This window comes from Pseudomonas sp. N40(2020), from assembly GCF_014472415.1.
In the GTDB taxonomy this organism is placed as follows: domain Bacteria; phylum Pseudomonadota; class Gammaproteobacteria; order Pseudomonadales; family Pseudomonadaceae; genus Aquipseudomonas.
Genome location: NZ_JACSZV010000047.1, coordinates 16,268 through 29,886, shown reverse-complemented (window position 1 = coordinate 29,886; position 13,619 = coordinate 16,268). Strand labels below are relative to the sequence as shown.

14 protein-coding genes are annotated in these 13,619 nt (G+C 59.3%); 8 read left to right on the top strand and 6 right to left on the bottom strand.

What is annotated here, in order from left to right; genetic code table 11:
- Window positions 1-77: 77 nt before the first annotated feature.
- Complete coding sequence (locus IAI51_RS24095; protein WP_187680748.1) at window positions 78-1,079, bottom strand: LLM class flavin-dependent oxidoreductase; 1,002 nt, start codon at window positions 1,077-1,079, stop codon at window positions 78-80.
- 241 nt (window positions 1,080-1,320) lie between these two features.
- Here IAI51_RS24095 and IAI51_RS24090 point away from each other — a divergent pair, with 241 nt between their 5' ends.
- Complete coding sequence (locus IAI51_RS24090) at window positions 1,321-1,752, top strand: OsmC family protein (RefSeq protein ID WP_187680747.1); 432 nt, start codon at window positions 1,321-1,323, stop codon at window positions 1,750-1,752.
- A 189-nt stretch (window positions 1,753-1,941) separates the two neighbouring features.
- Window positions 1,942-2,181 carry a DUF1161 domain-containing protein gene (locus IAI51_RS24085; RefSeq protein ID WP_187680746.1) on the top strand — a complete coding sequence of 80 codons (240 nt, stop codon included), beginning with the start codon at window positions 1,942-1,944 and terminating at the stop codon, window positions 2,179-2,181.
- A gap of 6 nt (window positions 2,182-2,187) precedes the next feature.
- Here the strand turns inward: IAI51_RS24085 and IAI51_RS24080 are convergent, their stop codons facing one another.
- Complete coding sequence (locus IAI51_RS24080) at window positions 2,188-2,607, bottom strand: hypothetical protein (RefSeq protein ID WP_187680745.1); 420 nt, start codon at window positions 2,605-2,607, stop codon at window positions 2,188-2,190.
- Window positions 2,608-2,647: 40 nt separating this feature from the next.
- Entirely contained in the window at window positions 2,648-3,070 is a 423-nt protein-coding gene (locus IAI51_RS24075) for a hypothetical protein (protein ID WP_187680744.1), read from the bottom strand.
- A 58-nt stretch (window positions 3,071-3,128) separates the two neighbouring features.
- On the opposite strand from IAI51_RS24075, the gene IAI51_RS24070 reads away from it, so the two are divergent.
- A complete protein-coding gene (locus IAI51_RS24070; RefSeq protein ID WP_187680743.1) occupies window positions 3,129-4,205 on the top strand; it encodes an aminopeptidase in 1,077 nt (358 codons plus the stop codon).
- A 116-nt stretch (window positions 4,206-4,321) separates the two neighbouring features.
- Here IAI51_RS24070 and IAI51_RS24065 read toward each other — a convergent pair whose 3' ends face one another.
- Both IAI51_RS24065 and IAI51_RS24060 read right to left on the bottom strand, forming a co-directional pair.
- On the bottom strand, window positions 4,322-4,972 hold the full coding sequence (locus IAI51_RS24065; protein WP_187680742.1) for an HAD family hydrolase: 651 nt from the start codon (window positions 4,970-4,972) through the stop codon (window positions 4,322-4,324).
- Between the two features lie 28 nt (window positions 4,973-5,000).
- Entirely contained in the window at window positions 5,001-5,546 is a 546-nt protein-coding gene (locus IAI51_RS24060; protein WP_187680741.1) for a gamma carbonic anhydrase family protein, read from the bottom strand.
- A 62-nt stretch (window positions 5,547-5,608) separates the two neighbouring features.
- Between IAI51_RS24060 and prlC the strand changes: the two genes are divergently transcribed.
- The 3 genes from prlC (at window position 5,609) to IAI51_RS24045 (ending at window position 10,116) form a co-directional block, all read left to right on the top strand.
- Window positions 5,609-7,687: an oligopeptidase A gene (gene prlC / locus IAI51_RS24055; RefSeq protein ID WP_187680740.1), complete on the top strand. Its 2,079-nt coding sequence runs from the start codon at window positions 5,609-5,611 to the stop codon at window positions 7,685-7,687.
- Window positions 7,684-7,974, top strand: coding sequence for a YheV family putative zinc ribbon protein (locus tag IAI51_RS24050; protein WP_187680739.1), 291 nt, complete (start codon window positions 7,684-7,686; stop codon window positions 7,972-7,974). The genes prlC and IAI51_RS24050 overlap by 4 nt, the downstream gene beginning before the upstream one ends.
- A gap of 111 nt (window positions 7,975-8,085) precedes the next feature.
- On the top strand, window positions 8,086-10,116 hold the full coding sequence (locus tag IAI51_RS24045; RefSeq protein ID WP_187680738.1) for a M3 family metallopeptidase: 2,031 nt from the start codon (window positions 8,086-8,088) through the stop codon (window positions 10,114-10,116).
- 9 nt (window positions 10,117-10,125) lie between these two features.
- Here the strand turns inward: IAI51_RS24045 and IAI51_RS24040 are convergent, their stop codons facing one another.
- Window positions 10,126-10,770, bottom strand: a complete 645-nt coding sequence (locus IAI51_RS24040) for a dual specificity protein phosphatase family protein (RefSeq protein WP_187680737.1) — start codon at window positions 10,768-10,770, stop codon at window positions 10,126-10,128.
- A 303-nt stretch (window positions 10,771-11,073) separates the two neighbouring features.
- Here IAI51_RS24040 and IAI51_RS24035 point away from each other — a divergent pair, with 303 nt between their 5' ends.
- Together IAI51_RS24035 and IAI51_RS24030 are read left to right on the top strand one after the other, a co-directional pair.
- Window positions 11,074-11,820, top strand: a complete 747-nt coding sequence (locus IAI51_RS24035; RefSeq protein WP_187680736.1) for a gluconate 2-dehydrogenase subunit 3 family protein — start codon at window positions 11,074-11,076, stop codon at window positions 11,818-11,820.
- A gap of 3 nt (window positions 11,821-11,823) precedes the next feature.
- Complete coding sequence (locus IAI51_RS24030) at window positions 11,824-13,608, top strand: GMC family oxidoreductase (protein WP_187680735.1); 1,785 nt, start codon at window positions 11,824-11,826, stop codon at window positions 13,606-13,608.
- The last annotated feature ends 11 nt before the right edge of the window (window positions 13,609-13,619 follow it).

Here is a 13,619-nt window from a genome sequence, read left to right as displayed (position 1 = left end):
AGGGCCTGAAATGCAAAAGCCGACGTGAATGCGTCGGCTTTTTTGTGGCTGATGATTTTTCCAATTCAGGGGTTGAGTCAGCCCTTCATCACCTGCGCCAGCAACTCGTAGGAATGCACGCGATCAGCGTGTTCATACAAATCGCTGGTGAATATCAGCTCATCCGCCTGAGTCTGTTCAACCAGCACCTCCAGCTTGGCGCGGATCTTCTGCGGACTGCCGACCATCGCCAGACCGAGGAAGTCACCTACCGCCTCACGCTCATGGGGCAGCCACAGGCCGTCCATGGTTTTCACCGGAGGACGTTGCACCAGGCTTTGCCCACGCATCAGCGCGAGGATTCGCTGGTACACCGAGGTCGCCAGGTAATCCGCTTGTTCATCGGTATCGGCCGCCACCAGCGGCACACCGAGCATCACATACGGCTTGTCCAACACCGCCGACGGCTTGAAGTGATTGCGATAGACACGGATCGCCTCGTGCATGAAGCGCGGTGCGAAGTGTGAGGCAAAGGCGTAGGGCAAACCGCGTTCACCGGCCAATTGCGCACTGAACAGGCTGGAACCGAGCAGCCAGATCGGCACATTGGTGCCGGTGCCGGGCATCGCGATTACCCGCTGATCCGGGGTGCGCGGGCCGAGAAAGCGCGCCAGCTCGGCAACGTCCTCGGGGAAATCATCGGCACTGCCGGAACGCTCACGGCGCAGGGCGCGGGCGGTCATCTGATCGGAACCCGGCGCGCGGCCCAGACCGAGGTCGATCCGCCCCGGATACAGGCTTTCAAGGGTGCCGAACTGCTCGGCGATCACCAGCGGCGCGTGGTTGGGCAGCATGACTCCGCCGGAGCCGACACGAATCGTCGACGTACCACCGGCCAGATAACCCAGCAGCACCGAAGTCGCGGAACTGGCGATGCCGTCCATGTTGTGGTGCTCAGCGACCCAGAACCGCGTGTAGCCGAATTTCTCGACATGCTGCGCCAGGTCCAGCGAGTTGCGCAGTGACTGCGCCGGGCTGCCGTTTTCGCGCACTGGCACCAGATCGAGGGTGGAAAATTTTACGTCTGAGAGTTGCTTCATAAACCTGCTTCTCCGAGTGAGGAGGCAGGTTTTTCTTGCGAACGAAAACCTGCCGAATCCATAAGCGTGTTTTGTGCAATGTGGGCATATACCCGAATTTCAATAGCACAGGCGAAATTTCCTACTAAAAAAGTCAACCATTCAGATGAGCTGAACTTTGTTCCGGCGTCTATCCTCAGAAGCCTTGTAAGCAAAAACCACGACGGCGCGGCGTTCCGCACCAGATCTTGAGGAGGCAGACATGGCTATTGTTAAGAAAGCATCCGCACATTGGGCAGGTGATCTGAAAACCGGCATCGGCTCGATCTCCACTGAAACCGGCGTCCTCAGAGAAGCCCCCTACGGCTTCAAGGCCCGCTTCGAGGGCGGCAAAGGCACCAACCCCGAAGAACTGATCGGCGCTGCGCATGCCGGCTGTTTCTCCATGGCGTTTTCGATGATTCTCGGCGATGCAGGCCTGACAGCCGACAGCATCGACACCAACGCCGAAGTCACGCTTGATCAGGTTGACGGTGGTTTCGCGATCACTGCGGTGAAGCTGATCCTCAAAGCGAAAATTCCGGGGGCGACTCAGGCGCAGTTTGAAGAGCTGAGCAACAAGGCCAAGGAAGGTTGCCCGGTATCCAAGGTTCTGAACGCCAAGATTACGCTCGAAGCTTCGCTGGTCAGCTGATTTTCCGAAGCTGGATTCGGTGTTGGCAATACCAACGCCTTCGCGAGCTTGCTCGCGAAGGCGATCTGAACATCAGCACAAAAGCTGAAGGTGTGAGTGAAGTCAGAACCTGCTCGGTGAGAATGTGGTCGAATAAGTCAAAGCAGCTTCAGCGCACGCCCGTGCGCGCTGCCTCAAGGAGCTACATTGATGAAACGTATTGGCTTGGCGATCCTCTGCAGTGCACTGGCCACATCGGTTTTCGCCGCACCCAAAGACTGCGAAGAACTCAGGAAAGAGATCGAGGTAAAGATTCAGGCGAATGCCGTACCTTCCTACACGCTGGAAATCGTCAGCAAGGAAGAGGCTGCAACTCATGATGTCGCCATGGTGGTCGGTTCATGCGAGAACGGCACCAAAGCAATCGTCTATCAAAAGAACAACGACTGATCTTGCTCAGGGCACGCAGTTGACCTGACGCTCTTCGGCTACGATCTGCCCCTGGCGATTGATCAACCGGGCGCTTGGCGTGAACGCCAGCGACCGCGCCTCAAGCCTATAACGTTGCCCGGCTTCGAAATGGTCATAACGCAGGGTCATGTAACACAACCGCTCCTGCGGATCGGTATCCATGCCCTGCCCACCGCCGAATATCTCGAAGTCAAAGCGAACCGTCAGCTCATGACTACCCGGCGCGACTTGAAAGAAGCGGCCATCCGGCAAGCGCACATTGTCCAGCCGTTCGGCCATCAGCACCTTGCCACCCGGCGTGGGCATGGCGAAGTCGACCCAGGCTTTGCCGGGGTCCGCCGCCGGCATCGGGCTCTGGCAACCGGCAACCACACTTGCAGCGAGCAACAGCGTCAACCTGCGCATGATCAATGTCCTTTGGATTGGACAACCAGCATAACGCCGATCAGGTCTTCTGACAGCCTGCCGGCGTGCCCTGACCCACGACCTTGCGCTGCTCGTCATAGAGCTTGGCCCAAGGGCGGAAACCAGTACTGCCGGCCTGCAACTGATAACGCTGGCCAGCGTTGAAATCCTTGAATTTGACGCTCAACTGGCAATCGCGCCATAGCGGCTCGGCATCGGGGCCGATATTGGTCGCGTCAACCGGAAACTGATAACGCACCTTCAGTTCATGACTGCCCGGCGGCACCTCGAAGTAACGTTTGTCGACGGCAGCTTTGCTGTCGACCTGCAGCGCTTGCAGCGCCGTGTCCTGTTGCCTGGCATTCAGATCGATCCAGGCTTGCGAGGGATCAGGATCGGGCATTCCGAATCCGGCACAACCGGCCAGCGTCAGCAGGCCTCCTGTCAGCATCAACATGCGCATAGCGAAGCTCCAATGGGCGGGATAGTCTTGCGGGCAGACTTTCCAGGGATTTCTTATTTTGATCAGGCCGCTTCCAAGCCATCGGTTACTTGATCGCGTTTTTCGGATTTTGTTTCCGGGTGTGATGCTTTTGTTGCTCAACGGTTGTTCCAGCGTCAGCTATTACAGCCAATTGGCCGGTGGTCAGTTGCAATTACTGGGGGCGCGGGAACCGGTGGCCGAGGTGATTGCCGACCCGAATCGCGATGCGAAACTGCGCACGCGTCTGGCCCAGTCGCAAAAAGCCCGGGCCTTCGCCAGCGAGCACCTGCATCTACCGGATAACCAGAGCTATCGCTTGTACGCCGACATTGGCCGGCCGTTTGTGGTGTGGAACGTATTCGCCACCCAGGAATTTTCCCTGACCCCGCAAAACCATTGCTTCCCGATTGCCGGGTGCGTGGCTTATCGCGGCTACTACAGCCAAAGCGCGGCGAGGGGCGAAGCGGCGATTCAGCGCCTGCAAGGCATGGACGTGTCGATGGGTGGCGTCGAGGCCTATTCGACGCTGGGCTGGTTCAACGATCCGATCCTCAACTCGATGATGGGCTGGGGCGACGAACGCCTGGCCACGCTGATCTTTCATGAATTGGCCCATCAACGCGTCTATGTGAAGGACGACACTGAGTTCAACGAGTCCTTCGCCACGTTTGTCGAGCAGGAAGGCACGCGGCAGTGGCGCGCGTTTCGTGGGTTGCCTCCGGATACCGATTCCAAGCTCAAGCAGCGTGATCAGTTCATCGAGTTGGTGCTGAATACGCGCTCACGCCTGGAAAAACTCTATGCCCAGCCGCTGCCCGTCGAGCAGATGCGTGAGCGCAAGGCGGCAGAGTTCGAGCAGTTTCGCCGGGATTATCGGCTGATGCGCGACGGCCAGTGGGCCGGGGACAAACGTTATGACGCTTGGGTCAATGCGCCGCTGAACAATGCGCGGCTGTTGCCGTTTGGGCTGTATGACCAATGGGTGCCGGCGTTTGCTGCTTTGTTCAGGCAGGTTGGGGGGGATTGGCTGAGGTTTTATACTGAGGTCGAGCGGTTAGGGGGGCTCCCTGTCGCGGAGCGCAAAGCGGCATTGAAAGCGCTCGCAGAGCGCTAAGTCCGTCAGTGACCGAACTGGCCTAATCGCTGGCAAGCCAGCTCCCACAGGAAAACGGTGCGCTCAGGTTCACATAGATCCTTGTGGGAGCTGGCTTGCCAGCGATGGCGTACTGATTAGCGCCGCATAAATGCCTGATGCAACTCGGCCAGCGTTTCAAAGTGGAAGGTAGGCGCTTCGGCATTCAACTCTTCAAAACTGCCAAACCCATACTCCACCGCCGCTGCATCCAGCCCGTTGCTGCGCGCGCCGATCAGGTCATGCTTGCGATCGCCAATCATCAGCGTATTCGCCGGATCCAGCCCTTCCTCGGCCACCAGATGAGCAATCAGTTCAACCTTGTTGGTCCGTGTGCCATCCAGTTCACTGCCGTAAATCACCTTGAAGTGCCGGGCAAAGTCGAAATGCCGGGCGATCTCGCGGGCGAAGACCCACGGCTTGGACGTCGCGATATATAGCTGTCGCCCCTGGCCGCTGAGGGTTTCCAGCAACGGCGTAACACCCTCGAACACTTGGTTCTCATACAGACCGGTGACCCTGAAGCGCTCACGATAGAAATTCACCGCCTCCCACGCTTTGGCCTCGTCAAACCCATAAAACTGCATGAACGCCTGCAACAGCGGTGGGCCGATGAAGTGTTCCAGTTTGGTCAGATCCGGCTCGTCGATGCCGAGTTTGCCCAAGGCGAACTGGATGGAACGGGTGATGCCCTCACGCGGGTCAGTCAGGGTGCCATCGAGGTCGAACAGTACGGTCTGGTAATGCATGAGAAATCCTGAGCAGGTGTAAGTCGATTCAGAGCTGATCGTAGCCTTCGGCCAGGTGCAAGTCCTTGAGCTTCACGTAGTTCGCCGCGCTGTATGTGAAGAAGGCGTTTTCCTTTTCGGTCAGCGCACGGACCTGTTTCACCGGGCTGCCCACGTACAGAAAACCGCTTTCCAGGCGTTTGCCCGGCGGCACCAGGCTGCCGGCGCCGATGATCACATCGTCCTCGACCACCGCGCCGTCCATGACGATGCTGCCCATGCCGATCAGCACGCGACTGCCAACCGTGCAGCCATGGAGCATGACTTTATGGGCGATGGTCACGTCGTCGCCGATCAACAGCGGGAAGCCGTCCGGGTTGAACGGGCCGGCGTGGGTGATGTGCAACACGCAGCCGTCCTGCACGCTGGTACGCGCACCGATGCGGATGCGGTGCATGTCGCCACGAATGACTGTCAGCGGCCAGACGGAGCTGTCTTCGCCGATTTCGACGTCGCCGATCACCACCGCCGAGGCGTCGACAAACGCGCCTTTGCGCAACTGCGGGGTGTGATTCTGGTACTTGCGAAGGGGCACGATTAGTTCTCTCTCTGTCGCCGATAGCTGCGGTGAGTGTCGATTGTAATTAAGATGGGCGCATGTTTCTTCCAGCCAAGGTGCCAACCGTGAGCGTGAACAACCCTCTTCTGCAGTCCTACGACCTGCCGCCGTTCTCCACGATCCGTGCCGAGCACGTGCTGCCAGCGATCGAAACCATCCTCGCCGACAACCGCGCCGCCATCGCCGACATCCTCAAGAGCCAAGGCCAGACCCCTACCTGGGCCGGCCTGGTGCTGGCGATGGACGAACTCAATGACCGTCTCGGTGCCGCATGGAGCCCAGTGAGCCACCTCAACGCCGTGTGCAACAGTGCCGAACTGCGTGAAGCCTACGAGTCGTGCCTGCCGGCCCTGAGCGCCTACTCCACCGAGATGGGCCAGAACCGCGAACTGTTCCAGGCTTATGAAGCACTGGCCAACAGCCCGGAAGCCGCCGGTTTCGACGTGGCGCAAAAAACTATCCTGGAACACGCCCTGCGCGATTTCCGCCTGTCGGGTATCGACCTGCCTGAAGCCGATCAGAAGCGCTACGCCGAAGTGCAAAGCAAGCTGTCCGAACTGGGCAGCCGTTTCTCCAACCAGCTGCTCGACGCTACCCAGGCCTGGACCAAGCACGTCACCGACGAAGCCGCCCTCGCCGGCCTGACCGATTCGGCCAAGGCGCAAATGGCCGCCGCTGCACAGGCCAAAGGCCTTGATGGTTGGCTGATCAGCCTGGAATTCCCGAGCTACTACGCGGTGATGACCTACGCCCAGGACCGTACGCTGCGTGAAGAAGTCTACGCCGCCTACTGCACCCGCGCCTCGGATCAAGGCCCGAATGCCGGTCAGAACGACAACAGCCCGGTGATGGAAGAGATCCTCGACCTGCGTCAGGAACTGGCCAAACTGTTGGGCTTCACCAGTTTCTCCGAGCTGAGCCTGGCGACCAAAATGGCCGAGTCCAGCGATCAGGTGCTGAGCTTCCTGCGTGATCTGGCCAAGCGCAGTAAACCGTTCGCCGCGCAGGACCTGCAACAGCTGCGCGCTTACGCCGCCGAACAGGGCTGCGCCGATCTGCAAAGCTGGGACAGCGGTTTCTACGGTGAAAAACTCCGCGAACAACGCTACAGCGTCGCCCAGGAAACCCTGCGCGCCTACTTCCCGATCGACAAAGTACTGGGCGGTTTGTTCGCCATCGTTCAACGCCTGTACGGAATCGAAATCGCCGAGCAGAAAGGCTTCGACACCTGGCACCCGGATGTCCGCCTGTTCGAAATCAAGGAAAACGGCCAGCACGTTGGCCGCTTCTTCTTCGATCTGTATGCCCGCGCCAACAAGCGTGGCGGTGCGTGGATGGACGGCGCCCGCGACCGCCGCCGCACTGCCGAAGGCGTGCTGCAAAGTCCGGTGGCCAATCTGGTGTGCAACTTCACCCCGGCCGACAGTGGCAAGCCTGCGCTGCTGACCCACGACGAAGTCACCACCCTGTTCCACGAATTCGGTCACGGCCTGCATCACCTGCTGACCCGCGTTGATCACGTCGGTGTTTCGGGCATCAACGGCGTGGCGTGGGACGCGGTCGAGCTGCCGAGCCAGTTCATGGAAAACTGGTGCTGGGAGCCGGAAGGTCTGGCACTGATTTCCGGTCATTACGAAACCGGCGAGCCGCTGCCACAGGATCTGCTGGAAAAAATGCTCGCGGCGAAGAACTTCCAGTCCGGCCTGATGATGGTGCGTCAGCTGGAGTTCTCGCTGTTCGACTTCGAACTGCACGCCACCCACGGCGATGGCCGCAGCGTGTTGCAGGTGCTCGAAGGCGTGCGAGACGAGGTTTCGGTGATGCGTCCACCGGCCTACAACCGCTTCCCGAACAGCTTCGCGCACATCTTTGCCGGCGGTTACGCAGCGGGTTACTACAGCTACAAGTGGGCGGAAGTGCTGTCGGCCGATGCGTTTTCGAAGTTCGAAGAGGACGGCGTGCTCAACGCTGAAACCGGTCGCGCGTTCCGCGAAGCGATTCTGGCTCGCGGCGGTTCGCAGGCGCCGATGGTGTTGTTCGTCGACTTCCGTGGTCGCGAGCCGTCGATTGACGCACTCTTGCGCCACAGCGGCCTCAGTGAGGACGCGGCAGCATGAGCGAGGGGCCTGTGATTACCAAAAGACGCTTTATCGCCGGGGCGGTCTGCCCGGCGTGCAGCGAGCCGGACAAGTTGATGATGTGGAACGAGGACAGCGTGCCGCACCGCGAATGCGTGGCCTGCGGTTACTCCGACACACTGAACGAGCAAGGGCTTTCGGTTCCAAAAGAGCTGGGCACGCGGGTCAACACCAGCGCGCTCAAGCCACCGCCGGACAAGAAGGTTCAGGCAGTGCAGTTCTTCCCCAACCCCAAGCTTGCGAAAAAGCCTGACCCGCAACAATAAGTCACTGCCACCTTCCGTCGCTAAGCGGTGGAAGGTGGTAACTATCTACCGCCCTTCTCCCGCTCTTCCTCTTTAGGCTGGCCCTTTCAGCCACGCCTCAAGGAAGACGCCATGCCTGATACCAATCCGCTGTTACAAAACTGGACCCTGCCCCCGTGGTCGGCGATTCGCGCCGAGCATCTGCTACCGGCCATCAACGTGATCGTTGCCAAAAACCGCCAGATCATTGCGCAGGTGATCGCCAGCCAGACCGAACATCCTGGCTGGGACGATCTGGTGGTTGCCATTGATGAGGCCGATGCTCGTCTGGATGAAGCCATAGGCGTCATTGAAACCCTCTCGACCGTCAAGCCCAATGATATCGACTGGCTCAGGGAAAGCGCGTTGTGCAGCCTTGTCGCGGCCCAGTACACGGCCGACAAGGCCGCTAACCTGGCGCTCTACCGTGTTTATCAACGTCTGGCGAAGAGTTCGGTGGCGGCGAGTTTCGATGATCAGCGCAAAGCCTCGCTGGCGAAGATTCTGCGCAAATTCCGCTTGTCCGGTATCGAATTACCGCCTGCACAGCAGCAGAAACTCACCCGCCTGAACCGCGACATCAAAAGTATGGAGCAACTGTTTAAAAGCAATCTGGAGCTGGCAAACGCCGCATGGAGCAAGCGCATCGACGACGTCGCGCAGCTTGAAGGCTTGTCTGCCGCGGCAAAGGCGCGTCTGGCCCTCAATGCCAAACAGGCAGGACACGACGGCTGGCTGCTCACGCTGGATCAAAACACCTACCGGCAAATCCTGACCCATGCACAGGACCGGGCCCTACGGGAGGCGTATTTCACTGCCTGGCTTTCCCGGGCGTCCGACCAGGGCCCCCGGGCGGACAAACTCGATAACCATCCGGTGCTGACCGTACTGGTCGCCTTGCGTCACGAGAAAGCCCGGGTATTGGGTTTCGAGAATTACGTCCAGTTACGCCTCGAAAATCGCATGGCATCGTCTCCTGAGCAGGTCGCTGCCTTTTTGCGTCAGCAAGTGGCTTTGAATAAACCGGCATTGCTGCGCGATACCCAGGCCCTGAAAGCGTTCGCACACACGCTGGGGATTGCGGACGTACAGGCGTGGGATGAAGACTTCCTTGCCGAGCAACTGCGCGTTCAGCAATTGAATGGTGCACTGAAAGGCTTGCGGCAATACTTCCCGCTTGATGGCATCTTGCGTCGGCTCTGTCAGTTCAGCGAGCGCCTGTTCGGGATCCGCATCGTCGAACAGACGACGTTCAGCCACTGGCACGACGATGTAAGGCTCTTTGAGGTCAGCGAGCACGGGCAGGTGATCGGGTATATCTACTTTGATCCCTATCACCGTGAAGAGGACGCCGACTACGCGTTCACCACTGTCCTGCGCATTCGCCGAATCAATGCCGAGGGGCGGCCATCGCTGCCGATCGCCCGTCTTTATAGCAACTTCACGGCTGCCACCGACGAGCATCCCTGCCTGCTCTCTCACGAAAACCTGCGGGTGCTGTTCCACGAATTCGGCCACTGTCTGCAGCATGTTCTGACGCGATCGCCCCATCGCAACCTGGCGGGTATTTCCCAATTGGGGCGCGATACCGCCGAATTCGCCGGGCAGTTGTTCGAACACTTTTGCCTGTCGCCCTCGTTTCTGTTGTGGCTGGCGGCTCATTACCAGAGTGGCGAACAGCTGACTGAGGCTCGGGTCAACACCGCGCTGGCGGCCATTGGTGCCCACACCAGCCGCACCACCGCAATGTTACTGATGACGGCACTGTTCGATCTGCAATTACATTGCAGTCACGGCGATAGCCGCAGCATCGAACAAGTGTTCAAGGATGTGCAGCGTGAAGTTCCTCACCTGCAACTGTCGGGATATCACCGTTTCGCCAATGGTTTTGACTACCTGGTGACCGGTTATGAGGCATCGGTCTATGCCTACAAGTGGTCTGGCGTATTGGCCACCGAAGTGTTCGAACGGTTTCAGCGTGATGGGGTGTTCGACCCGCAAACGGGTCGGGATTTTCGCGATGCGTTCTTCGCCCCAGGCGACTCACGCTCGTTACTGAAAGCGCTGGAAACCTTTCTCGACCGGCCGATCAACGCGGCGCTATTTGCGGCCACGACAGATTGAGTGGGTCGATCATTTCAAATTGACCGTCTGGAACCAGCTCTTCATCGAACAAGTTGCGAACGCGCTGGTACTGCAATCGCCGTTAGCCAGCGCGGTGCGCAACTTGTCGATATCGGCCTGCATCACGTAACGCACGCTGTCGCGAAAGTGCCCGCTCTCACCAAACCCGCCTTGGGTCATCTCGCTCAAGGCATCGTCTTTGCTCCAGCCCTGCACCACCACGCGGTACATCGCGGCCATCAGACCGGTGCGATCGGAGCCGTGTTTGCAATGCATCAACACCGGGCCATTGGCTTCGGCGCTCTCGATGGCGCGCAAGGTCTTGAGCACGTCGCTGTCGTCGACGTGGTTGGTGCGATACGGCAACTGCACCTGATTGATGCCCGGCTCGGACAGCCAATTGGTATCGGCCTCCGGCAGAAAGTTGATCACAGTGGCCACCTTGAGATTCTTCAGCAACGGCACCACACCGCCATCAGGCAATGCGCTGCGGTATAGGGTTGGCGACATCTGGAACAGGTTGTATTGCACTTCAACCGGTTGCGCCCACTCAGGCGGACGGGAGGTCTCACTGTCAGCCGCTTGGGCGGGGATCAAGTGCAGCAGGGCAACAAGCGATAAACACAAAGCAGGGAAAAGGCGCATTCGGGGCATGCTGGGTTGACCGTATCGAGATGGTTCAGTGATAGCACGCAGCTTCGCAGCCTGCCGGTCAAAGCCCCGTGAGCCGGCTGTCAAAGAATCGTGAACCCGCGCTGTTACAGCGGACCGGCAAGCGAAATTTCAGTCTTTTTACGCTGAATCGATTCAACCGGATGCTTAGCCTGCTACCATTTGTCACATCATGTTGCAGATGCGCCCCCCTTTTCCGGGTCAACCGGCCACGTCGCGACGACAAATCCTGAAACCGTTCTCAGAAACGGCTGACAACCATCAATGCCTGATGAGGTGCACCCCATGTCTGATGCAGATCGAGACAACCCGCGGCGTGAGTTTTTGCGCAAATCCCTGACCCTGATTCCAGTGGTGACCCTGGCGGGTACCGGTCTGGGCAGCAGCGTGCTGCAAGCAGCGCCTGAAGCCGCACCGGCCAAACCTGCCGCGCAACCGGCTCGCGGCGACGCAGGCGTTTATCAGCCGAGCTATTTCACCGCAGAAGAATGGGCATTCATCAATGCTGCCGTGGCGCAATTGATTCCCAACGATGCCCAAGGCCCGGGTGCGCTTGAAGCCGGCGTGCCGGAATACATCGACCGTCAAATGAACACGCCGTATGCCGCTGGTGCCCTTTGGTACATGCAGGGTCCGTTCAATGCCGACGCAGCACCGGAGATGGGCTGGCAGAGCAAACTGGTGCCAAAAGAGATCTATCGCCTTGGCATCGCCGCCACGGATCAGTGGACCAAATCCCTCAACGGTAAAACATTTGCCGAGCAAGACAGCGCTACCCGAGACGATTTGCTCAAGCAACTCGAAGCCGGAAAACCGCCGTTCGATAGCGTCCCGGCGAAGATTTTCTTCAATCTGCTGCTGCAAAACACCAAGGAAGGGTTCTTCTGCGATCCGATCCACGGCGGTAATAAAGGCATGGTCGGCTGGACCATGATCGGCTTCCCCGGCGCCCGCGCCGATTTCATGGATTGGGTGGAACGCAACGAGCAATACCCCTTCCCGGCAGTTTCGATTCGCGGCGAGAGGGCTTAAGGCATGGCAACGGTAATGAAGAAGGTCGATGCAGTCATCGTCGGGTTCGGCTGGACCGGCGCGATCATGGCCAAGGAGCTGACCGAAGCGGGTCTTAACGTGCTGGCGCTGGAGCGCGGGCCGATGCAGGACACCTACCCCGACGGCAACTATCCGCAGGTGATCGACGAACTCACCTACAGCGTGCGCAAAAAACTTTTCCAGGACATTTCCAAAGAGACCGTCACCATTCGCCATAGCGTCAACGACATTGCCCTGCCGAACCGCCAATTGGGCGCGTTCCTGCCGGGCAACGGCGTCGGCGGTGCAGGGCTGCACTGGTCGGGCGTGCACTTTCGCGTCGACCCGATCGAGTTGCGTATGCGCAGCCACTACGAAGAACGCTACGGCAAAAGCTTCATCCCCAAGGACATGACCATCCAGGACTTCGGTGTCAGCTATGAGGAACTGGAGCCGTTCTTCGATTACGCCGAAAAAGTCTTCGGCACCTCGGGTCAGGCATGGACTGTGAAGGGTCAGTTGGTGGGCGAAGGCAAGGGCGGTAATCCCTATGCCCCTGATCGTTCGAACCACTTCCCGTTGGAAGCGCAGAAGAACACCGTTTCCGCACAGCTATTCGGTAAAGCGGCCACAGAGGTTGGTTACAAACCCTACAACCTGCCTTCGGCGAATACTTCAGGGCCTTACACCAATCCCTACGGCGCACAGATGGGCCCGTGCAACTTCTGCGGATTTTGCAGCGGTTACGTTTGCTACATGTATTCCAAGGCTTCGCCAAACGTGAACATTCTGCCGGCGCTCAAGCCTTTGCCGAATTTCGAGCTGCGGCCCAACTCGCATGTATTGCGGGTCAACCTCGACAGCAGCAAAACCAAAGCCACCGGCGTGACTTACATCGACGGTCAGGGCCGCGAGATCGAGCAACCGGCGGATCTGGTGATTCTCGGCGCCTTCCAGTTGCACAACGTGCGGCTGATGCTGCTCTCCGGGATCGGCAAGCCCTACGACCCGATCAGCGGCGAAGGTGTGGTCGGGCGCAACTTCGCCTACCAGAACATGGCGACCATAAAAGCGTTCTTCGACAAGGACACCCACACCAACAACTTCATCGGTGCCGGTGGCAACGGTGTGGCGCTGGATGACTTCAACGCCGACAACTTCGACCACGGCCCGCACGGCTTCGTCGGTGGCTCGCCGATGTGGGTCAACCAGGCTGGCAGCCGGCCGATTGCCGGCACCTCCAACCCACCGGGCACTCCGGCCTGGGGCAGTGCGTGGAAACGCGCGACCGCCGATTACTACACCCATCAGGTATCGATGGACGCTCACGGCGCGCATCAGTCCTACAGAGGCAACTACCTCGATCTCGACCCGGTGTACCGCGATGCCTACGGCTTGCCGCTGCTACGGATGACGTTCGACTGGCAGGAAAACGACATCAAGATGAACCGCTTCATGGTCGAGAAAATGGGCAAAGTCGCCGAAGCGATGGGCCCGAAAGCCATTGCGGTGATCGGCAAGAAAGTCGGCGACCACTTCAACACCGCGTCGTACCAGACCACCCACCTCAACGGTGGCGCGATCATGGGCACCGACCCGAAAACCAGCGCTCTGAACCGCTACTTGCAGAGCTGGGACGTGCACAACGTGTTCGTGCCGGGGGCATCGGCGTTCCCGCAGGGCCTGGGCTACAACCCGACAGGGCTGGTGGCTGCGCTGACCTATTGGTCGGCGAAAGCGATCCGCGAGCAATACCTGAAAAACCCCGGCCCGCTGGTTCAGGCTTAAGGAGCGATGAC

Excerpts from the sequence above, each read along its gene's own strand:
- IAI51_RS24095 (WP_187680748.1), bottom strand. The coding sequence starts at position 1,079 with ATGAAGCAACTCTCAGACGTAAAATTTTCCACCCTCGATCTGGTGCCA.
- IAI51_RS24090 (WP_187680747.1), top strand. The coding sequence starts at position 1,321 with ATGGCTATTGTTAAGAAAGCATCCGCACATTGGGCAGGTGATCTGAAA.
- IAI51_RS24085 (WP_187680746.1), top strand. The coding sequence starts at position 1,942 with ATGAAACGTATTGGCTTGGCGATCCTCTGCAGTGCACTGGCCACATCG.
- IAI51_RS24080 (WP_187680745.1), bottom strand. The coding sequence starts at position 2,607 with ATGCGCAGGTTGACGCTGTTGCTCGCTGCAAGTGTGGTTGCCGGTTGC.
- IAI51_RS24075 (WP_187680744.1), bottom strand. The coding sequence starts at position 3,070 with ATGCGCATGTTGATGCTGACAGGAGGCCTGCTGACGCTGGCCGGTTGT.
- IAI51_RS24065 (WP_187680742.1), bottom strand. The coding sequence starts at position 4,972 with ATGCATTACCAGACCGTACTGTTCGACCTCGATGGCACCCTGACTGAC.
- prlC (WP_187680740.1), top strand. The coding sequence starts at position 5,609 with ATGTTTCTTCCAGCCAAGGTGCCAACCGTGAGCGTGAACAACCCTCTT.
- IAI51_RS24050 (WP_187680739.1), top strand. The coding sequence starts at position 7,684 with ATGAGCGAGGGGCCTGTGATTACCAAAAGACGCTTTATCGCCGGGGCG.
- IAI51_RS24045 (WP_187680738.1), top strand. The coding sequence starts at position 8,086 with ATGCCTGATACCAATCCGCTGTTACAAAACTGGACCCTGCCCCCGTGG.
- IAI51_RS24040 (WP_187680737.1), bottom strand. The coding sequence starts at position 10,770 with ATGCCCCGAATGCGCCTTTTCCCTGCTTTGTGTTTATCGCTTGTTGCC.
- IAI51_RS24035 (WP_187680736.1), top strand. The coding sequence starts at position 11,074 with ATGTCTGATGCAGATCGAGACAACCCGCGGCGTGAGTTTTTGCGCAAA.
- IAI51_RS24030 (WP_187680735.1), top strand. The coding sequence starts at position 11,824 with ATGGCAACGGTAATGAAGAAGGTCGATGCAGTCATCGTCGGGTTCGGC.